At 54.6% G+C, this 21031-nt stretch carries 15 protein-coding genes and 1 tRNA gene; 12 read left to right on the plus strand and 4 right to left on the minus strand.

Annotation, left to right across the window (positions count from 1 at the left end):
• Positions 1-105: 105 nt before the first annotated feature.
• The 3 genes from I2I05_RS05075 to asnB form a co-directional block, all read right to left on the minus strand.
• Entirely contained in the window at positions 106-1449 is a 1344-nt protein-coding gene (locus I2I05_RS05075; RefSeq protein ID WP_196281144.1) for a UDP-glucose dehydrogenase family protein, read from the minus strand.
• A gap of 142 nt (positions 1450-1591) precedes the next feature.
• The gene (locus tag I2I05_RS05080; RefSeq protein WP_196281145.1) at positions 1592-2968 is read right to left on the minus strand and encodes a hypothetical protein; all 1377 of its coding nucleotides are present in this window, start codon (positions 2966-2968) and stop codon (positions 1592-1594) included.
• Positions 2969-3185: 217 nt separating this feature from the next.
• The gene (gene asnB / locus I2I05_RS05085; RefSeq protein ID WP_196281146.1) at positions 3186-5090 is read right to left on the minus strand and encodes an asparagine synthase (glutamine-hydrolyzing); all 1905 of its coding nucleotides are present in this window, start codon (positions 5088-5090) and stop codon (positions 3186-3188) included.
• 210 nt (positions 5091-5300) lie between these two features.
• On the opposite strand from asnB, the gene I2I05_RS05090 reads away from it, so the two are divergent.
• Both I2I05_RS05090 and I2I05_RS05095 read left to right on the plus strand, forming a co-directional pair.
• Positions 5301-5729 (plus strand): acyl-CoA-binding protein, encoded by a 429-nt coding sequence (locus I2I05_RS05090; RefSeq protein WP_196281147.1) that lies wholly within the window; start codon positions 5301-5303, stop codon positions 5727-5729.
• A gap of 227 nt (positions 5730-5956) precedes the next feature.
• Positions 5957-7603 carry an amidase gene (locus I2I05_RS05095; RefSeq protein WP_196281148.1) on the plus strand — a complete coding sequence of 549 codons (1647 nt, stop codon included), beginning with the start codon at positions 5957-5959 and terminating at the stop codon, positions 7601-7603.
• 59 nt (positions 7604-7662) lie between these two features.
• Here I2I05_RS05095 and I2I05_RS05100 read toward each other — a convergent pair whose 3' ends face one another.
• Complete coding sequence (locus I2I05_RS05100; RefSeq protein WP_230688163.1) at positions 7663-9069, minus strand: FAD-binding oxidoreductase; 1407 nt, start codon at positions 9067-9069, stop codon at positions 7663-7665.
• 68 nt (positions 9070-9137) lie between these two features.
• On the opposite strand from I2I05_RS05100, the gene I2I05_RS05105 reads away from it, so the two are divergent.
• The 10 genes from I2I05_RS05105 (at position 9138) to I2I05_RS05150 (ending at position 21012) form a co-directional block, all read left to right on the plus strand.
• Positions 9138-9764, plus strand: a complete 627-nt coding sequence (locus tag I2I05_RS05105) for a C40 family peptidase (protein WP_317192318.1) — start codon at positions 9138-9140, stop codon at positions 9762-9764.
• 146 nt (positions 9765-9910) lie between these two features.
• Complete coding sequence (locus tag I2I05_RS05110) at positions 9911-13450, plus strand: TonB-dependent receptor (protein WP_196281150.1); 3540 nt, start codon at positions 9911-9913, stop codon at positions 13448-13450.
• A gap of 185 nt (positions 13451-13635) precedes the next feature.
• Positions 13636-13709 (plus strand) — tRNA-Ala (locus I2I05_RS05115).
• 116 nt (positions 13710-13825) lie between these two features.
• Entirely contained in the window at positions 13826-14749 is a 924-nt protein-coding gene (locus I2I05_RS05120) for a hypothetical protein (protein ID WP_196281151.1), read from the plus strand.
• 102 nt (positions 14750-14851) lie between these two features.
• Positions 14852-15196: a helix-turn-helix domain-containing protein gene (locus tag I2I05_RS05125; protein ID WP_196281152.1), complete on the plus strand. Its 345-nt coding sequence runs from the start codon at positions 14852-14854 to the stop codon at positions 15194-15196.
• Positions 15189-16238 carry an AAA family ATPase gene (locus I2I05_RS05130; RefSeq protein WP_196281153.1) on the plus strand — a complete coding sequence of 350 codons (1050 nt, stop codon included), beginning with the start codon at positions 15189-15191 and terminating at the stop codon, positions 16236-16238. The genes I2I05_RS05125 and I2I05_RS05130 overlap by 8 nt, the downstream gene beginning before the upstream one ends.
• Positions 16239-16244: 6 nt before the next feature.
• Complete coding sequence (locus tag I2I05_RS05135) at positions 16245-17276, plus strand: DUF6371 domain-containing protein (RefSeq protein ID WP_196281154.1); 1032 nt, start codon at positions 16245-16247, stop codon at positions 17274-17276.
• A 239-nt stretch (positions 17277-17515) separates the two neighbouring features.
• Positions 17516-17950, plus strand: coding sequence for a hypothetical protein (locus I2I05_RS05140; RefSeq protein WP_196281155.1), 435 nt, complete (start codon positions 17516-17518; stop codon positions 17948-17950).
• A 196-nt stretch (positions 17951-18146) separates the two neighbouring features.
• The gene (locus I2I05_RS05145) at positions 18147-19721 is read left to right on the plus strand and encodes a class I SAM-dependent DNA methyltransferase (protein WP_196281156.1); all 1575 of its coding nucleotides are present in this window, start codon (positions 18147-18149) and stop codon (positions 19719-19721) included.
• The gene (locus I2I05_RS05150) at positions 19657-21012 is read left to right on the plus strand and encodes a restriction endonuclease subunit S (protein ID WP_196281157.1); all 1356 of its coding nucleotides are present in this window, start codon (positions 19657-19659) and stop codon (positions 21010-21012) included. The genes I2I05_RS05145 and I2I05_RS05150 overlap by 65 nt, the downstream gene beginning before the upstream one ends.
• Positions 21013-21031: the final 19 nt, after the last annotated feature.

Consider the following 21031-nt stretch of genomic DNA (forward strand, 5'->3'; position numbering starts at 1 on the left):
AACGGGGCGAAGCATCTTATCACGCTTGCACAATTGAGATTAAGATTGGAGACCAAGGTGGCGATGATAAGTTGCTCCCTTCGGCGGAATAACATTTAAACAGAACTAAGAAACAGCCGGCTCGTGGTGCTCGGTTCTTACGCCGATGCAGTGGTAAGCAAAGCCCAAGCTTTTCAGCTCGTTGGCCTCGTAGATGTTGCGGCCGTCAAAAATCACCTTTTGCTTCATCAAACGGGCCACTACGTCAAAGTTAGGGGAGCGGAAATCGGGCCATTCCGTCACTACCAATAGTGCATCGGCGTCGATGAGGGCCGCAAACTCGTCCTTCGCATACGTAATGGAATCCCCTAACGTATGGTGTGCTTCGGGCATGGCCACGGGGTCGTAGGCCGTGACAATGCAGCCTGCAGCCAGCAATTTCTCGATGATGACCAAAGAAGGCGCTTCCCGCATGTCATCGGTTTTGGGCTTGAAGGACAGACCCCAGACAGCCATTTTCAAACCCCGCAACTCGCCCGCGAAGTGACGGCTTACTTTGTCGAAAAGCACCGATTTTTGTTGCTCGTTTACTTCTTCTACGGCGCGCAGTACCTGCATGTCGTAGCCGTTTTCCTTGGCGGTTTTGATTAACGCTTTCACGTCCTTGGGGAAGCAGGAGCCGCCGTACCCAATGCCGGGGTAAATGAACTTGGTGCCGATGCGGGCATCGGAGCCAATGCCCTGCCGCACTTTGTTGACGTCGGCGCCCATGATTTCGCAGAGGTTCGCCACGTCGTTCATGAAGCTGATTTTGGTCGCGAGCATGGAGTTTGCCGCGTACTTCGTCATCTCAGCCGATGGAATGTCCATAAAAATAATGGGGTGACCGTTGAGCACAAAGGGCTTATACAACTTGGTCATTACCTCTTCGGCTCGCGGCGAAGCAACTCCTACCACAATGCGGTCGGGCTTGAGGAAGTCATCGATAGCGGCGCCCTCTTTCAGGAATTCCGGATTAGAAGCCACATCGAACTCTAATTCTACGCCGCGCTTTTCCAGCGCTTTCTCAATTTCCGCCCGCACTTTGGCCGCCGTTCCCACCGGAACGGTGCTTTTCGTCACGATTACGCCGTAGCTGCTCATGCTTTCGCCAATGCCCCGGGCCACAGCCAGTACGTACTTCAGGTCGGCCGAACCGTCTTCGCCGGGAGGAGTGCCTACGGCAATGAAGGCGACATCACAGTCCTGAATGGCCTCTGCCAAACTGGTAGAAAACGTAAGCCGGCCCTTCTCAACGTTGCGGCTCACCATTTCCTCGAGGCCAGGCTCGTAAATGGGGAGAATGCCCTGATGAAGATTATCTATTTTTTTTTGGTCAATATCGACACAAACCACATCTATGCCGACTTCGGCAAAGCACGTACCCGTTACCAAACCAACGTATCCGGTTCCAACAATTGCAATTTTCATAAGCTGCCTAAAGCCGAGGAGTTAATAATTTATTAAGCAAATTTAGTCTTCTACGCTTCAACTGAGTTCGAATATGCTGGCAATCCCTTTTTACTTCCTCAACAAAGCCAGCCGTAACCGCCTATTTGTGAGCAATTAAACATCACAAATGAACAGTAAATATCTCAAAAACATAGTTTTGCTTTTGCAGAAGAATTCTTTCCTCTTCATCGTGCCCCTCGAATTGGTAGGGAGTAAATTTCATGAAGTACGGTACTGAGGAAACCACCCGGCCTATGCGCGGCCGAGGGGCTAGGTAACAGCGTAACGGGTAGAGGTAGGCAAAATTCACTAATTGAAAGCGTGGCTGCTTGGCGGTAGGCTGGTTGCGAAGACGCGGCCCAAATACCCGATACGTAATAAGGCCACGTCCGCAAGCCGTCGTTTCAATGCTTTCAATCTGCCGGGCATCGTGAATTCCGTGAGCGTAGGCAACATCGCCGGGGTATTTAACGGCTCGGTAGACCAAACTGAAGGCCCCGAAGTGCCACAGCGCTACCATCACACTGCCCACCTGCAAGATGCGTTTGGCAGCTTGACACTGGCCCGCTACTTGGCTCAGGGCAGCTACTGCTGCCAACACAATAAAGGGTACGAAGAAATGTACGATACGGCCGTAAAAAACCAGACTATGGCCAAACTGAACCGCGGCCGCATAGCCTACCCAAGCGCCGAAGACGATGAGTAATAATATTAAGAGTAATGGGTTATCAGATACTTTTTCGCTACGTGGGGCAACCAATACGGGCAGTTGGCGAATGCTTAGGACCAATCCTATTGCAGCTAGCAGTAGCAGCCCCGCCCCTACCGCGCCTTCAACTTGCCAGAAATACTTGGCGATGAAACTAAATCCCTCCGCATAGCTGCCTTGGGTGATGGTGGTGGCAATGTAGCGGCTACTAGCGAAGTAGGAAGTACCGGAAAGCTGGGCGAGGATTTCAAACAGCCCCAGCAGCACGAACAGCCCCGCCAATTGCGCCGCAATGGGTTTAAGCTGAACCACTTTAAAACGGCGTTCTCTTCGATACGCTGGAGCTGCTGCGAACACCAATCCAAGCCCCAACAGCACCAGTACCCCCATAAAATAGCCCGGATACACCAAGTAGCTAAATCCCGAAAGCAGGCCGACCAGTCCCTGCCGACTGTTGGCATGGCACTCGGGTTGCGAAAGCAACAGCCACAACGCCAGCAGGAAAAAAAACAGCGCATGGTCATACGGCAGCAGATGCCGCAGGTACACGTTGGTATTTACCAAGCTTGAGTACAGCGCCACGCCTGCTAGGGCAAAGCCGACGGTGAAAAACTGTCGGTAAATCTTATACAGCAGCAGCGCATTCAGGCCCAGAATGAGCACATTGAACGCCTGCGGCACTTGCAAAGAAGGAGGTGCGTTCGGGTTGAGATTAAAAAGTACTAGCAAAGCGGCTTGGCCTAGGCCCGGTATCACACGCCAGAGGCCATCGCCGGGGCGGGCTCCCATCGAGTTGATAGCTTGCAGAAAGTCGCGGACGTGGCCCTCGCCCAACGAGCGCAGGCCAAGCATGGCGGTGATGTAGCGACGCTCGTCCACGAACGCCATGGTGCCCGTGCCAATGAAGCTCAGCCGAAACAATGTAAGGACCACCATCGCTAGTACGCCAAGCTGCTGGAGCCGGCCCAACTGCTGCCACCACCGTATCAGCCGCGCTACCACGGCCTTAGGCCATATACTGCTTCCACCAGGTCTGGAACACGATGAGGCCCCAAATGCGGGCGTGCACGTCGCCCGGGTTACGCGAAAAGAGTTGGGTTTTGAGGGCGCGAATGGCGTCTACGTCGAAGATGCCCTGGCTTTCGATAAAGTCGTCGCGCAGCAGGTCGTCCTCAATGAGGGACCGCAGTTCGCCGCGCATCCACTTCAGCAAGGGTACTTCGAAGCCGTGCTTGGGCCGGTCGTAGAGTTCCACGGGCAACTCGGAGCGGAAGGCATCCTGCACGATGCGCTTTTTCATGGTCGCGTCCACCTTGCTGCTCACGGGCAGCGAGAAGGCGAAATTGACCACTTTGTAGTCCAAGAACGGCGTCCGCACTTCCAGCGAGTTGGCCATGCTCATCAGGTCCACCTTGGTGAGCATGTCGTAGGGCAGCACCAGCTTCATGTCGGTGAGCAGCACCTCGTTGAGGTCGCCGTCGGCGTGCAGGTCTTCCAGGATGTCTTTCCGGCGCTTGACCAGGGCTTTTTTGCCCACTTTGCGGCGGCTGGCGGCGCTCAGCAGATTGCGGGCATCCTCGGCCGAGGCGAAGCTGGCCCAGTCCCAGTACCGGTCCTTCACGCCGGCGAGCATGCCCCGCGAGAAGCGCTGGAATTGCCGCACACGATTGCCAATAAAGCTGTTGCGCGACTTAGGCAATACGTCCCAAAGAAAGCCCAGCCCCGTGACGGCTTCGGCCTTGAAACCGCCCTGTCGCACCTTAAATTCGCCCATGTGCTTGTTGTAGCCGCCAAACATTTCGTCGGCACCGTCGCCGCTCAGGGCCACGGTTACTTTCTGGCGGGTGCGCTGGCTGAGGATGTACACGGCCAAGGCGGAGGAGTCGGCAAACGGCTCATCCAGGTACGCCAGCATGTCGTGAATGTGCTCGTAGAGGTCGTTGTTCGTCAGCGAGAACACCGTGTGGTTCGTCTTATGACGGGCCGCCACCAGATTGGCGTACTTGGTTTCGTCGAAGAAAGGCTCGTCTTTGAAGCCAATGCTGAACGTGTTGAGGTGGGGCGTGTGGCGGGCGGCCAGGGCCGTAATCACGCTCGAATCGATGCCGCCGCTGAGGAAAGCCCCCAGTGGCACGTCGGCCACGAGGCGGCGCTGCACGGCACCGTCCATCAGCTCTACCAGTTTGTGCTGCTGCTGTTCGTAGGTGAGCTTGTTTTTGGCAACTTTTTTGGCGTCGTAGGGAATCTTGTACCACGCTTTGCCCACCACCTTGCCGTCCTTGATGTAGAGGTAGTGGCCGGGCAGTAGCTTTTTCACACCCTTAAATATGCTAGCCGGCCCAGGAATGTAGTTCAGCTGCAAATACTGGCTCAGTGCCACAAAATCAAGCTTGCGCGGCACGCCCAGCGCCATCATCGACTTCATTTCCGACGCAAAAAACAGCTGGTCTTCGTCGCGGTAAATGAGCAGCGGCTTCACCCCAAACCGGTCGCGGGCAATGAAGAGGGAATTCTCTTCCTTGTCGAAAATGGCCAGACCAAAGAAGCCGTTGAGCTTTTTGATAAAGCTGCGGCCTTCCGTGATGTAGAGCTGCAGAATAACCTCGGTATCGGTTTGGGAATGAAACTGACAGCCGCGCTTTATCAGCTTCTCCCGAAGCTCGCGGAAGTTGAAGATTTCACCGTTGAACACGATGGTGTAGCGCCCCGCCGCGTCGGACATGGGCTGGTTGCCATCGGCCGAGAGGTCGAGGATGGCCAGCCGGCGAAAGCCCAACCCGCACCGGTCGTACACGAAATGGCCCTCCGAGTCGGGACCGCGGCGAATGATGGCATCGGTTGATGCTTGCAGGTTGTTCAGCGACTGACGACCCGTTTCCGTAAAGGCAAATACTCCAGTAATTCCACACATAGTAGCCAGCAAAAGTACGACTCCGCAACCTAAAGGCCAGCCGTAAGGTATTGTCAGTAGAGTAAATTAAGTACGATTTCTACCGACTTCGCCGCCTTTACGGATTTTTAGCCCAACGGTGGGTCCCGTAATCGTGCCCTGTTTAGCCCGCACCAGCGCAATTGCCTGCCGTGCATCACTTCATTTTCAATCCCACCAGCTTCCCTCTCCATGGACCTTAACCAGCAATTCCAGGCCGCGGCCGACCAAGTCAACAACCTGCCCGGCGATGCCGCCGCCGCCCACATGACCGAGCTTTACGGCCTCTACAAGCAAGCCACCGAAGGCGACGTGAACATGAAATCCGGCGAAGTAGACCCCAACGCTGCCGACCAGGCCAGCGGCCCCGCTGGCCTCTCGCAGGCCCAGTGGGACTCTTGGAACCAGTTCAAAGGCGTGCCCGAGGAGGAAGCCAAACGCCGCTACGTGGCCCGCGCCGCCGAAATAACGGGCGAAGCCCCCACTGGCACGGCTTCCGGCACGGTAGCAACCGATGTGGCCACTGGCACTCCCACCGGCCAAAGCACCGGCGGCCTGCGGGGCGACATCAGCTCCGGGGCCCCTTACGGCGGCGAAGACCTGCTCAAAGGGCAGCAATAAAACGAAAGTCACGGCGCCTGTGAAGCTGTGACTTTGCGAAAGTTATAGAACAAGAAAGCCGGTCCCTAGCAGGGCCGGCTTTCTTGTTTCGGCGCTGCCATCAAAGTGCAGTGAAGTGTTCAGTTTAGAGAGCTGCGCGAAGCGAGCGGCAACCCCGATTGCGCAGTATTATTGCTAACCAGAACCATTGTACTGCTCTCACCCGACTATTAAGCCTGCTTGCATTTATGAACCGTCGTCTTTTCCTGAATCGCGGGGCCCTGGCCGCTGTCACTGCCGCACTACTGCCCGTGGCAGCCTGCCAAACTGCCCCGGAGAACACGGCCGGTGAGGTAGCTTCTGGCGCTTCTGATGCCAACGACGCTGCTTTTGCCTTGTATGAAGCCACTGTGGCCGACCTGCAGGACCGCATGGGCAAAGGCACCGAAACCGCTCGCAGCCTGTGCGAAAAATACTTGGGCCGCATCAAAGATTTGAACGAGCAGGGGCCCATGCTGCGCGCCGTTATCGAAACCAACCCGGAGGCGTTGACCATTGCCGATGCGCTGGACAAGGAGCGCAAAGCCGGCAAGGTGCGCGGCCCGTTGCACGGCATTCCGGTGCTGATTAAGGACAACATCGACAGCGGCGACCAGATGATGACCACAGCCGGCGCATTGGCGCTGGCAGGCCATAAGGCCAAGCAGGATGCATTTATCGTCCAGAAGCTGCGGGCCGCCGGCGCCGTGCTGCTGGGCAAAACCAACCTGAGTGAATGGGCCAATTTCCGCTCCACGCACTCGGTGAGCGGCTGGAGCAGCCGCGGCCGCCAAAGCCGCAACCCTTACGCCCTGGACCGCAGCACCAGCGGCTCGAGTTCCGGCTCGGGCGCAGCCGTGGCAGCCAACCTGTGCGCCGTGGCCATTGGCACCGAAACGGACGGCTCGGTGGTATCGCCGGCCTCGTGCAACGGCTTGGTGGGACTCAAGCCCACGGTAGGATTGCTGAGCCGCAGCGGCATCATTCCCATTTCCAGCACCCAGGACACGGCCGGCCCTATGGCCCGCACCGTGCGCGACGCGGCGTTGCTGCTCGGGGCGCTGCAAGGAGCCGACCCGGCCGACCCGGCTAGGCTGCCCATTCCGGCTGGTTTACCCACCGATTATACCACGTTCCTGAAAGCCGACGCCCTCACCGGCCAGCGCCTGGGCGTTGAAAAAGCCCACCTGAACGGCCCGCCAGCCGTAGCGGCATTACTGAAAGAAGCCGTCGCCCTGCTGAAAGCCAAGGGCGCCACCATTGTAGAAATTGACTTGGTGAAGCAGACCAACCCATTGGGCGAGGCCGAATTCGACGTGCTGCTGTACGAATTCAAGGACGGCGTGAACAAATACTTGGCTAATGCCGGCGCGGCCGTGAAGAACTTGGCCGACATCATTGCCTTCAACACCAAAAACGAGACGGTGGCCATGCCGTTTTTCAAGCAGGAAATTCTGGTCAACGCCGAAAAAACCGACGGGCTGACCAGCGCCAAATACAAAGCCGCCGTGCAAAAAACCGTTACGGAATCACGCAAGGCCCTGGGTGGCCTGCTGCGCGACAACCAACTCACGGCCATTGTGGGCATCACCACCGGCCCGGCTTGGTGCATCGATTGGGTGAATGGCGACTATTCCACGGGCGTAGATTTTTCGTCGCCCGCGGCTATGGCTGGCTACCCGCACCTTACCGTGCCCATGGGACAGGTGCTGGGGCTGCCGGTAGGCTTGTCGTTCGTGGGCCCGGCATATGAAGAAGGCCGTTTGCTGGCCCTGGGCTACGCGTATGAGCAGGCCAGCCGCAAGCGCGCCGCCCCTACCCTGCGGCCTACGGTGAGCGGAGAAAAGGTTGCCTGATAAAAACAACGTCCGTCATCCTGAGCTAGCTTAGAATGACGGACGTTGCCAATAAAAGCCTAAAATATCTTCCCCGGGTTCAGAATCCCGTGCGGGTCGAATACATTTTTGATGCCGCGCATCAGGTTCAGGTTGGTTTCGGCCAAGGCGATGCCGATGTAGCCTTTCTGCACCAAGCCGATGCCGTGCTCGCCAGAAATGGTACCGCCCAGCTTTACGCACAGCTCAAAAATCTCGGCGATGGGCTGGCGCAGGCCTACGTTCCACATGTCGTCGTCGATGTCGCCGCGGATGATGTTGACGTGCAGGTTGCCGTCGCCGGCGTGGCCGTAGCACACGCTCTTGAAACCGTAGCGGGCCCCGATTTCCTTCACGCCTTTCAGCAGCGTAGGCAGTTCGGCGCGGGGTACCACGGTGTCTTCTTCTTTATACACGGAGTTGTAGCGCACCGAATTGCCGATGTTGCGGCGGATTTTCCAGAGTTCGTCTTTCTGGGTGGCGTTGTCGGCCAGCAGAATTTCGCCTACGTCGTAGTGCTCCAGCACGCCGTACACCTGCTCGGCTTCCTTATATAGTTGGTCCAGGTCCTGGCCGTCGAGCTCGATGAGCAAGTGGGCCGTGATGTCTTCGGGCAGCGTAAGGGGAATTTTCAGGTAGTCGGACGACCAGGCAATGGCTTCGCGCTCCATAAATTCCATCCCCGACGGGATAATGCCCGCCCGAAACACCGCCGAAACCGCTTCTGCCGCCTGCGCTTCCTGCCGAAAGGGCACCAGCATCAGAATATTATGTTGCGGGTAGGGCAACAGCCGAAACACCACCTGCGTGATGATACCCAGCGTGCCCTCTGAGCCCACCATGAGTTGCGTCAGGTTGTAGCCGGTGGAATTTTTGAGGGTATTGGCAGCCGTCCAGATGATTTCGCCGGTGGGCAGCACCACTTGCAGATTGAGGACGTAGTCGCGGGTGGTGCCGTATTTCACGGCCTTGGGGCCGCCGCTGCTGTGGGCCAGGTTGCCGCCCAAAAAGCAGCTGCCCTTGCTGGCCGGGTCGGGTGGGTAAAAAAGACCTACCTCCTTCACCGCGTTCTGAAACGCCTCGTTTACCACGCCCGGCTCCACGGTGGCTTGCAGGTTGCGCTCGTCAATCTGAATGATTTTATTGAGCCGCTCGGTGCTCAGCAACAAGCCGTGGTGGATGGGCAGGGCCCCGCCGCTCAGGCCCGTGCCCGCGCCACGGGGCGTGACGGGGATGCGGTGCTCGTGGCACAGGCGCATGATGTGGCTGATTTCGTCGGCATTGGCGGGGCGCAGCACCACATCGGGCGCGAAATGCAGGTCTTCGGTGTGGTCGCGGCCGTAGTCTGCGTAGGCATCGGCGGTTGCCGCGGCCTCGGCCCGTTGGGCGGTGAGGACGTGCGCGGGGCCCACGATGGCCTCAAACGCAACAATTAATTCGGGAGTCAAGGCGTTGAACGGCATCGGCGGATAAACTGGACAGGCCGCGTAAACTATATTTGCAGCCAATGGGGAGGGTGACAACGAAGATACTACCGGCATTGCTGCTGACTTTGCTCTGGCTGGCCGGCTGCCAACAGAAGCTGAACTACCGCGACGGCCAATACCGCTCGGCCCGCGAAATGGTACGCCTGAAGAAGAGCGGCCGCTATGCCGCCACCCGGCCCACCGGCAAAGCCAAAACCATTGGCAGAACGCCCAGCGGCAACAAAACCAAGATTGTCACCAAACGCACCCCTCGCCCGGGCAGTGCCACCGGCACCCTGGCCTCGGTGATTGAGGCCGCCCGCTCCTACCAGGGCACCCCCTACCTCTACGGCGGCACCACGCGCCTGGGGCTCGACTGTTCGGGACTGCTCCAGTTGTCCTTTGGCGAGGCGGGCGTGCGCATCCCGCGCTCGTCAAACGAGCAAGCCGTGTGGGGAATCCCGGTGCGCACCACCGAGTTGCAGCCGGGGGATTTGGTTTTTTTTGGCGGTTCGCCGGGCAGCCGCACCATCACGCACGTGGGCATGGTAACGGTGGTAGATAATGAGGGCGTGGATTTTATCCACGCTTCAACTTCCTTGGGAGTAGTGGAAAACAGCTTGGAATCCGATTATTACCTCAGTCGTTTTATTCGAGCTGTTCGACCTCAACTGTGAAATCAGACCGCTACCTTTGCGGCGTAAACGGTCGAGTGTGCCGAAAAAGATAAATAGTAAAATTGTGGTAATGCCGGCCTTTCCCGCCTGCCGTACCTTTGCACCGCTTTTCACCAAGCTCACTAATTCCACCAACTTTTTTTCGTATGAATAATTTACGTTTACGCCACTTGTTGCTGTTGGCGTTGATGCTCTTCACTGCCCGCCTCGGCTGGTCTCAGGGCGCCACCACGGCGGCCATGAGTGGAGTAATCACCGACAAGGATGGTATGGGCCTGCCCGGTGCGACTGTTATTGCCATCCACACCCCTACCAACACGCAGTACCCCGCTCCTACCAATTCGGAAGGCCGTTTCAACATTCAGAACATGCGGGTGGGTGGTCCTTACACGGTCCGCGTCACCTTCGTTGGTTATAAAGACGTGGTGCGCGAAGGCCTGAGCCTCTCATTGGGCCAGAACCTGCGCTTCGACCAGAAGCTGAGCGATGCGACCACCGAACTCTCGGAAGTAACCGTGAGCGGCCGCCGCGACCCCATCATGAGTGCGGACCGCACCGGCGCTAGCACCACGGTGCAGCGCGAAACCATTGAGCGCTTGCCCACCCTGAACCGCTCCTTGGGCGATTTCACCCGCCTCACCCCGCAGGCCAACGGCCAGAGCTTCGGCGGTCGGAACAGCGGTTTCAACAACATCACCATCGACGGTGCCATCTTCAACAACGCCTTCGGTCTGCAATCGACGGTAGGCGGCCAGGCCGGCGCCCAGCCCATCTCGCTGGACGCCATCGACCAGATTCAGGTGAGCATTGCTCCGTTCGACGTTCGTCAGGGCTCCTTCACCGGTGCCGGCATCAACGTCGTAACCCGCTCGGGCACCAACAAAATCTCGGCTTCCATCTACGACTTCTACCGCAACCAGGACCTGGTAGGCAGCAAGGTTGGCGACGTGACGTCGGACTATCCTAAGTTCAACCTGAACAACATCGGTTTCCGCGTAGGCGGCCCGATTATCAAAGACAAGCTGTTCTTCTTCGTCAACGCCGAATCGGAACGCCGTAACGACCCGCCCACGGGCAACTTCACCGCCAACCGCAGCACCACGGCTCCGGACCAGAACAGCACGATTTCCAACGCTTCGGGCCGCGACCTCGACGTGCTCAGCAGCTTCCTACAGGAGCAGTACGGCTACAACCCCGGTCCCTACGAAAACTACAACCTGCGTTCGAACAGCGACAAGGCCACCATTAAGCTGGACTGGAACATCAGCGCCAACCACCGCTTCAACATCAAGTACAACTACCTACGCTCGTACGCTGACATTCCTCCGAGCACCTCGGGCGCTATTGCCGGCCAACGTTCGCAGTCGCGGTTCGGCTTGCCTTACTTGTCGTCGTACTATACAATTAACAACAACCTGAACTCCCTGATTGGCGAACTGAACAGCACCCTCGGCGGTGGCAAGTACTCCAACAACCTGACCGTAGGCTACTCGGCTTTCCGCGACTTCCGCGAGAGCAGCGGCGGCATTTTCCCACTGGTTGACATCGGTACCTCGGTTGGCCTTAGCACCGGCGCGGGCCTCAACGGCATCAACGCCACCAACTCGCTGACCACCTTCGGCTACGAGCCTTTCTCGGCCTTCAACATCCTCAATTCCGATGTGTTCCAGGTGGGTGACAACTTCACGGCTTACCTCGGCAAGCACAACGTGACCGTTGGTACTTACAACGAGTTCTACAAGTTCCGCAACGGTTTTGCGCCGAACTACTACGGCAACTATTCTTTCAACTCACTGGAGGACTTTTACGCCTCGGCGGGCTTCAACTACGACCGCACCAACGCCACCTACAGCCCGCTGGGCGCTGGCGCAACCCGCCCCGGTCCGCAGCGCTACAACCTGCAGTATTCGGCCCTGTCCGATGGCTCTTTCCCCTACGCCGACATCACGGCCGCTCAGTTGGGCCTGTACGCCCAGGACGAATGGTCGCCCCGCAACAACCTGCGCCTGACCATTGGTCTGCGTGCTGACTTGCCTTACCTGACCTCCGACTTGGTTCAGAACACGAATGCCGCAGCCCTGACCTTCCGCGATGGTGTTAAAATCAACACCGGCGACGTACCGAACAAAACGGTGCTGTTCTCGCCCCGCGTTGGTTTCAACTGGGATGTGAACGACGACCGCAAAACGCAGCTGCGTGGTGGTACGGGCATTTTCACCGGCCGCGTGCCGTTTGTATGGCTCTCCAACCAGGCCAGCAACAACGGCGTGCAGTTCGGTTCGTTCAGCACTTCGGGCGCGGTGCCCACTACCAACACCACCACGGGCGTTGTGAGCCCCAACGCTTCGGTTTATCCCTTCAACGCCAATGTGGACGCTTACCGCCCACAGAACGCGGCGGCCAACACGGCTTACAACCTCGCTGTAACCGACTCGGATTTCAAATTCCCCCAAGTGTGGCGCACCAACCTGGCCGTTGACCAGGAGCTCATCGGCGGCGTTATCGGTACCCTCGAAGCTTTCTACACGAAAGACATCAACGCGGTATACCACCAGAACGTGAACCTGCCCGGCACCGAAGGCAGCCCAGCTAACCGCGCAACTGGCGCCGATACCCGGGCCATCTTCTACACGGTGAACTCGCCCGCAGTAATCAGCAATGGCTTGGCTACTACGACGCGTAACTTCCAGATTTACGGTCCGATAGCAACTGCGCAGGGTGGCAACACGGCCGCTCGCCCCAACATCAGCGATGCTATCCTGATGAAGAACACGAACAAGGGTTACTCTTACGCTGTAACGGGTCAGCTGCAGAAGTCATTCAGCAGCGGCTTGTACGCCAGCGTGGCCTACACCTACTCCGACTCGCGTTCGGTGAACGACGGTGGTTCGATTGCACAGTCCATCTGGCGTGACCGCGCGGTGTCGGGCGACCCGAACTCCGATGCTTTGAGCTACTCCAACTTCCTGCAGCAGCACCGCGTTATCCTTTCGGCTTCTTACCGCCGCGAGTACCTGAACCATTTGGGTACCACGCTCTCGCTGTTCTACGAAGCCGCTCCCGCGGGCCGCTTCTCCTACGTGTACTCGGGTGACATGAACGGTGACAACCAGACGTCGAACGACTTGATGTACGTGCCCCGCACGCAGAGCGAAATCAACCTGCGCAACATCACGCTGGTTCCTGCCATCCCTGCTACTACTCCTGGTGCAACTCCCGTACCGGCTGTTATCTACACCGCCGACCAGCAGTGGGCCGACTTGAACAACTACATCAACCAAGATGACTACCTCAGCACGCGCCGCGGCGAGTACGCTGAACGCAACGGTGCCGCTCGTCCGTGGCAGAACCGTTTGGACTTCCGTTTGCTGCAAGACATCTTCACCAACCTAGGTACCAACCGCAACACGCTCCAGCTGAGCGTTGACCTCTTCAACGTGGGCAACCTCATCAACAGCGAGTGGGGCACGTTCCAGACTGCCAACCGTACCAACCCGCTGACGTTCGTGGGCTACAACGCCCAGACCCAGCCAGTATACGAGTACCGTTACCTGGTGAACCCTGTTCGCAACGCCGACACAAGCGTGACCACCGGCACCAAGCTGACCGACACCTTCCGCCAGGACACCGGCGGTATCGGTTCGCGCTGGCAGGGCCAGGTGGGCATCCGCTACATCTTCAACTAAGCTTTTCCGCTTAGCGTAGCTCTCAAGAGGGCCGGAAGCAATTCCGGCCCTCTTTTTTTGTGCCTGATTTCTTGGGGCTTGCACGGATTAACTAAAAAAACTGCGCCGTGGACTTGCCAAACCGCAAACGAACCGTACTTTTGTCGAACCAAAGCGCAATTGGCACGGCGGTAACCCACAAAATCGGGGGATTAGCTCAGCTGGCTAGAGCGCTTGCATGGCATGCAAGAGGTCATCGGTTCGACTCCGATATTCTCCACACTTAGTAAAGTGAAGCAAATGAAGCAGTTACGGAACTTTCCGTAACTGCTTTTTTTGTTTACCCCAATCATTGGTGTAAACATGGTGTAAACAACAACCAATTCTACATTGCTTATGCCTTCATCCCAACACAAGCTTTTGAACACGAATACGCTCTCCTATGAGCAGTTCCAAGCTACTACTAACCGATATGCTACCTGGCTTGCGTTGAGGGCTAAGAATACCTATCCTTATGCGAATGACCCTGGCTTCGCTAAGGACTTCATGCTACGAGGGTTTAGCTTACTTATCAATGAGCCCCAGGATGGAATAGGTAAGGCAGTTATTGATCGCTTTGACGTTAGCTACAAACTCGGACTGTCGCTCAGGGCAACGTTGATCCACTTGCTAACAGAGGTAATTTCCGAGAAGCGAAAAAATGAGGCCCACTTTCCAAAGGTCACCCATAAAATCGTGGTCAAAAGATGGGGTAAAGTACCGCTGCCGTGGATTAGCCACCGCGAACGCTATGAAGATGGCATTTTGGAATCCAGAATTTACCGTAGAAATGTTGAAAGCGTTAAAGTGCATAGATTCCCTGGGCTGTACGAAGGAGCGCTTGTGAGTGAACCCAGCATGAGAAATTTATGGCATTTTTTGATATCTGTTTACGCCGCACGTAAACTGAATACTATGTATGAAAACTATCAATCAGGAAATCGCCCGCTTGCCCTGTACCACGCAACCCCCGAGGAGATTGCCAAGGAAGTCGAGGATACCAATCCAGTTGGCAGCAATAACAAGCCTTTGAAAAAGATGCAATGGCAAGGTCCACAAAACCGATTAGCGGAGCTCTTCATTGTTCTTGAGGAAAAGAACTGGATTACTGCACCCGTAGCTGGCGCAATTCAACGAGCGTTCAATCCTGCGGTTTCAATAGCAGACTATCTCAAACCGAACAAGACAGAAAAGTCTAACAAACGCCATTATTCAAGGGTATACACTGCAGAATACACTGGCATATTCGACTGCATTCCAGACAACCTGGAGAAAGTTTAATAACTGGTAATCAGCTACACAAGTAATCACTGTGAACACTTTGGGGATTACGGAACGTGACGTAATGTGCTTTCTAGGGGCAGTTCTCATCAACTGTTCCCCATGCAACTCACAGTCATTTCTCTCTCCCCTGACGACCTGCGGCAAGTAATCCGCGAGGAAGTCGAACGAATTGTCCGACGGCCTAGCCCCGCTCTCACCGAGCCGCTTCGTTACCTCTCCATCTCTGACGCTGTCCAAAAGCACAGGGTCAGCAAGTCATTCCTCTACCGCCTTTCCTCGGAGCGGACCATCTCGACCCGCCGTGTTGGTAAAAGCGTTGAGTTTGATGCGCAAGAATTGGAAGCGTATTTCGATAAGACGGCAAGGAAGTCGATTAATACCATTGATGCCAACTTAAGGAAGGAAGGCGTTTTCCCCACATTAAAGGGAAAGCACCATGTCTAATCAAATCAAAGAACAAGGCGGCCACAAGTACCTTACGCCTGGTATCTTGCAGGAGCAGATCGCGAAAAAGGGCAATTTAAGTCCTCGTGAATTAGGAAAGTTCATCTCGGCTCGGACCCTGTTAGAAGGCGGAAACGACAAGATGGCAACCTTGCTCGACCCCATCCTGCCCAAAACGGGATTGGTGGCTCTGGTCGGGAGCAGCGACACGGGCAAATCGGCTTTCCTGCGCCAACTCGCTTTGGCTGTCGCGCTGCGGGATAAAACGTTTATGGGCTTGCCCCTCTCGCTAACACATGGGCGAGCCGTGTACGTGAGTACCGAGGACGACCAGCGCAGCTTGGCCTTCTTAACTAGAAAGCAAATAAGGGGACGTAGCAATGGCATCGAAGAGTATGAGGGGCTTTTATACCTTTTCGAACACGACGGCTTGGTTGACCAACTAGATGAATTGCTATCGCTTTACCCAGTGGATTTGATCGTTCTGGATGCATTCAGTGATTTATTTGAGGGTCGGCTTAATGACAGCCAGTTTGTACGGGCCTTCTTCAAGCCTTTCCACCAGCTCACAGTCAAGCATGATTGCCTCATCGTTCTCTTACACCACACCGGTAAGTACCGCGACGAGCAGGTACCATCGAAGCACCATGTGGTAGGTTCACAAGCTTTTGAAGCGAAGATGCGCATGGTGATGGAATTGCGGGTAGACCCCATCTATTCCGAAAAGCGCCACCTCTGTATTTTGAAAGGCAACTACCTGGGGCGGGAAGACAAGAAGGACAGCTATGTTCTCACATTTGATGACGACCTGACTTTCCAGGAAACAGGTGAGCGTCAATCCCTTGAAACACTTACTAAACTCCCAAACGCTGGGAGTGATGGCGCCGGCGAAAAATCGACTGGCTACACTCAGGAAAAGTGTGAAACTGCGGCTAAGATGCGGAACGAAGGCAAACCGCTAGCAGATATTGCTGAAGCCCTGGGGTATGCCAATAAGAGCACTGTTTCACGCATGTTGAAGAAATTCGACGGCCTTTCTTAACGACCAATGAATGACTTCAAATTCATTCTAGAGCGCTTTACAAAGCCGTCTAGTCGATACACATGCCCTTCCTGCGAGAAGGTTCGACAATTTACACGCTACATAAGTACCGAAACCGGCGAGCATGTTAGTGAAAGGGTTGGTCGCTGTAATCATGAAAATTCATGTAGCTACCACTATACGCCCAAGCAATACTTTGCTGACCATCCCGATGGTAACTCGCCCACTGCACTTTACAGGCCTACTTCTTCGACTAAACTCGCCGCTCTTAAGCCCATCATCGGCACTCTGCCCTCGGACGTAGTTGAGCGTTCGCTAGGCCACTACGCAAACAATGCTTTTGTGCGTGGTTTAAGCATTCTACTAACGGAGGAAGTAGCCTTGGACTTGGCCTGTCGATACTACATCGGAACGGCTCGTGGAGGTGGCACCATATTTTGGCAAGTAGATGAGCTCTACAAGGCGCGCACCGGTAAGATCATTAGCTATGATGCAGAAACCTTAAACCGCCTCAAAAAGAACCCTGATGGAAGTGACATTTTTCCTCAATGGGCACATACCAAGTTGCGGCAATCTGACTTTCATCTACGTCAATGCCTTTTCGGTCAGCACCTACTGACGGCGAGTGATTCCAAGCCCATCGCAGTAGTGGAATCTGAAAAGACGGCAGTGATTTGTTCAGTATACCTACCAGAATTCCTATGGATGGCTACTGGTGGGTGTGGAGCCCCACAGTTCAAGTACCCAGAGGTGTTAACGGCTTTGCGCCACCGAGAAATTCACTTGTTTCCTGATACAGGAGCAACCGATAAATGGAACGCCTGTGCAAAGGAAATGCACAAGGCTATGCTCCGTGTACAAGTACACTCCGATTTGGAAGATGCCAACCTAGGACGCCCGTCAAACTGGGACTTAGCCGATGAATTTTTAGCTTTTGCTCAACCCATAATGCTAGAGACAGGACCAGTCCGATGGGCAATTACGGAACCGAACGGCTACCCGATTTTTTGGGACTACCCAGTAAACAATCGTTTATAAACGAATTTTCCAGAGGTCTATAAACCATTATAAGCCTTCACAATGTAATTAAATGCAGCACTTTCATGAAAGAGCATCAAGAAAATACAGATCGCAAATGTCTATGGTGTGGCTCTAACGTGGAGGGCCGCTCTGATAAACAGTATTGTAATAGGACATGCAAATCGCGCTATCATAACCGCGAAAAGGCAAATACTTCTACTTTTAATTCCGAGTATGATACACGTATAGCGCCCCCCTTGCATTCCCCCTTACTTGAAACAAACAAACGAAGGGTATATGCAATCGCTACTTTGCCTCAAAACAAGGCCCACCAAATCCAAAAACGACTTCAACGGCTTCATAGAATATATACTACTTTGGTAGTTGAATTTATAGAGGCAATTGGGGGATATTATTCCTTCGATGATATTAATGGGTTCATTGAAGACTTAGGTAAAGCCACCAGACAGTATCGCCAGCATCCCGGATTGATGATAGCTGGCCATCCGGCTACCAGACGGCTAGCAGACCTTTACTTTATAATTGACCATTTTCATGAAATGCAAGAAATCATGGAAAATGAAGAAGGTGAAGAAGATGAAGTTTCTAACTTAGAGCCCGCACAAGCTTGTGTGAGATGTTCAAAAGAAATCCGGAACACGCTTCGAGAAAACCTATTAGGTGAGGCATGAGAATCAGCGCTTAGAAAAGCGTTGCTGTTGCCTTAAGTTCTCTAGAGAATTCACGGCAACGGCAACGCTTTTCTAAGCGCTGTTTGACTTGATGGTTTCGAACTTGACTATGGTTGGATAACTTGCACCTCACGCTAGCTTAGCGGCTTATATTGCATGCCCGGAAACCAAATGGACGGTTTCCGGGCACATTTATATGACTGATAACCAACTAGAAAAAACTCTTTGGAGCGCAGCCGACAAGCTGCGGGCCAACATGGATGCCGCCGAATACAAGCATGTTGTACTCGGCTTGATTTTCCTCAAATATATTTCCGATGCCTTCGAGGCCAGGCACCAGCAACTCGACCAAGAGTTAAGTGACCCCAAGAGCGACTACTACGTGGCCGAGCCAGAGGCCCGCTACGGCACGCTAGAAGACCGCGACGAGTACACGGCCGAGAATGTGTACTACGTGCCGCCAGCGGCCCGCTGGAAGTACCTGCAAAGCCACGCCAAGCTGCCAACCATCGGCACCGAGCTCGATGAAGCGATGGAGGCCATTGAGCGAGACAATGCCCGACTAAAGGGTGTGCTGCCCAAGATTTACGGCCGGCCCACGCTGGACAAGATGCGCTTGGGCCAACTCATTGACCTTATCGGCACCATTGGCATGGGGGGCAGCGGGCACATGAGCAAGGATTTGCTAGGCCGTGTGTATGAGTACTTCCTTGGCCAATTTGCCGATGCTGAGGGTAAGAAGGGCGGGCAGTTTTATACTCCGGCCAGTATTGTGCAACTGATGGTAGCCATGCTGGAACCCTACAAAGGCCGCATCTATGACGGTGCGTGCGGTAGCGGAGGCATGTTTGTGCAGAGCGACAAATTCATTGAGCAGCACCGGGGCCGCAAGGATGATATTTCGGTATATGGGCAGGAAAGTAACCCCACTACCCACCGGCTGGCCCGCATGAACTTAGCCATCCGGGGCATAGAGGCCACCATTGAGTTGGGCGACACGCTGCTGCACGATGCCTTCCCCGACCTTAAGGCAGATTTTGTGCTTGCCAACCCCCCCTTCAACATCTCGGACTGGAACGGCGAGCAGCTGCGGGACGACCGCCGCTGGAAGTACGGGGTACCGCCCACTGGCAACGCCAACTTTGCATGGCTCCAACACTTTGTTCACAAGCTCTCATCGCGGGGACGGGCCGGCATCGTGCTGGCCAATGGTTCCATGACCAGCTCCTCGGGCGGCGAAGATGTCATACGCCGACAGTTGGTAGAAGCCAACCTGGTGGACTGCATGGTGGCCTTGCCTACTCAGTTGTTCTTCAATACTCAGATTCCGGCCTGCATCTGGTTTTTGGCGCGAGACCGAGCCAGTAACTCTCAACGTGACCGGAGCAGCGAAATCCTATTCATCGACGCCCGTCAAGTGGGCTCTATGATTAGCCGCCGCAACCGTGAGCTGACCGAAGCTGATATCCGTCGTGTGGCCGATGTGTACCACAACTGGCGCTGCCAAGACTCCACTGTAGCTCTTGGCGAAGTGCCCATGTTGTATCAGGATGAGCCGGGCTTCTGCCGCGCTGCACCTGTGTCAGAGGTGCAAGCCCAAGGCTGTGTGCTTACTCCAGGGCGTTATGTGGGCACAGAGAACGTTGAGGATGTAGAAGAACTTAACGAGAAGGTACAAGTTCTTTCCTCCGAATTATTTGCTCAATTTGAAGAAAGTTGCTTACTGGAAAAGGCTATTAAAAAAGCGCTTATCGAAATTAGTTATGAGTAAAAATAAATGGCAAAAAACTACGCTTGGTGCTATTGCATGCCGTGAAAACGGTTTAGTAGATGGGCCTTTTGGCTCTAATCTTCCAGCTTCATCGTACACAGAACAGGGTATACCTGTAATTCGAGGCTCCAACTTGTCATTGGGAAGTAGCCGTTTCAAAGATGATGAATTTGTCTTTGTGTCAGAAAATACAGCAGCTAAGCTTTCGCGTAGCTTATGCTTTGCAGGGGATATTATTTTTACTAAAAAAGGCACACTTGGTCAAACAGGGTTCATTCCTACGAAGCATCGTTACAACCGTTTTCTCCTTTCATCAAATCAGATGAAACTTACGGTACAATCTGCTCTTGCTGACCCCCTGTTTATATACTATTTGGTTTCATCAGATGCTAGTAGAAAAAAGCTGATACAGGATGCATCCGTTACAGGAGTACCTAAAACCAATGTTGCATACCTTAAATCATTTCCTATTCTTCTTCCGCCTCTTTATCAACAGCAACAAATAGCAGCAATCCTCTCCAGCCTTGACGACAAAATTGAGTTAAACCAGCGCATGAACCAGACGCTGGAGCAACTGGCCCAAACCTTGTTCCGGCAGTGGTTCGTGACATTCGATTTTCCCACCGCAGGCCGACCCTACCGCAGCAGTGGCGGCGAGCTGGTAACGTCGGAATTGGGCGAGATTCCAAAGGGGTGGCAGGTGAGCTCCCTAGAAGAACTAGGTAAAATTGTTTGTGGTAAAACACCCGCTAATAATTCAGAATTTTTCAAAGGGAGCTTGCCGTTTATTAAGATCCCTGATATGCATGGCAACATATTCATAATAGAAACAGGCGCTACTTTAACAAGAGAGGGCGCAAATACCCAGAGAAAAAAAAGTATACCAAAGCACTCTATTTGTGTAAGCTGCATTGGCACAGTGGGACTTATCAGCATCACGTCTGAAGAAAGCCAGACAAATCAGCAGATAAATTCTATAGTTCCGAATTTGGAGCACTTCCGCTACTTTCTTTTCTTAAGTTTAAAAAACCTGAAATTGCATTTGCAAATGCTTGCGGGTGGTGGCTCTACAATACCCAATTTGAATACTGGAAACTTCGCGAAAATCCTCTTGTCACGGCCCGATGATAATATACTTCAAGCATTCCACACTACCATAGAGCCATTATTTGATCAGATTTTAGTTAATCAGACCCAATCCCGCACCCTTGCCACGCTGCGCGACACGCTGCTGCCGCAGCTGCTGAGCGGGCGCCTGACGGTGCGACAGGCCGAAGAGCTGGTGGCATAATCTTCTTGTCTAATCTCCT

It is taken from the genome of Hymenobacter jeongseonensis, from assembly GCF_015694725.1.
GTDB classification, from domain to species: domain Bacteria; phylum Bacteroidota; class Bacteroidia; order Cytophagales; family Hymenobacteraceae; genus Hymenobacter; species Hymenobacter jeongseonensis.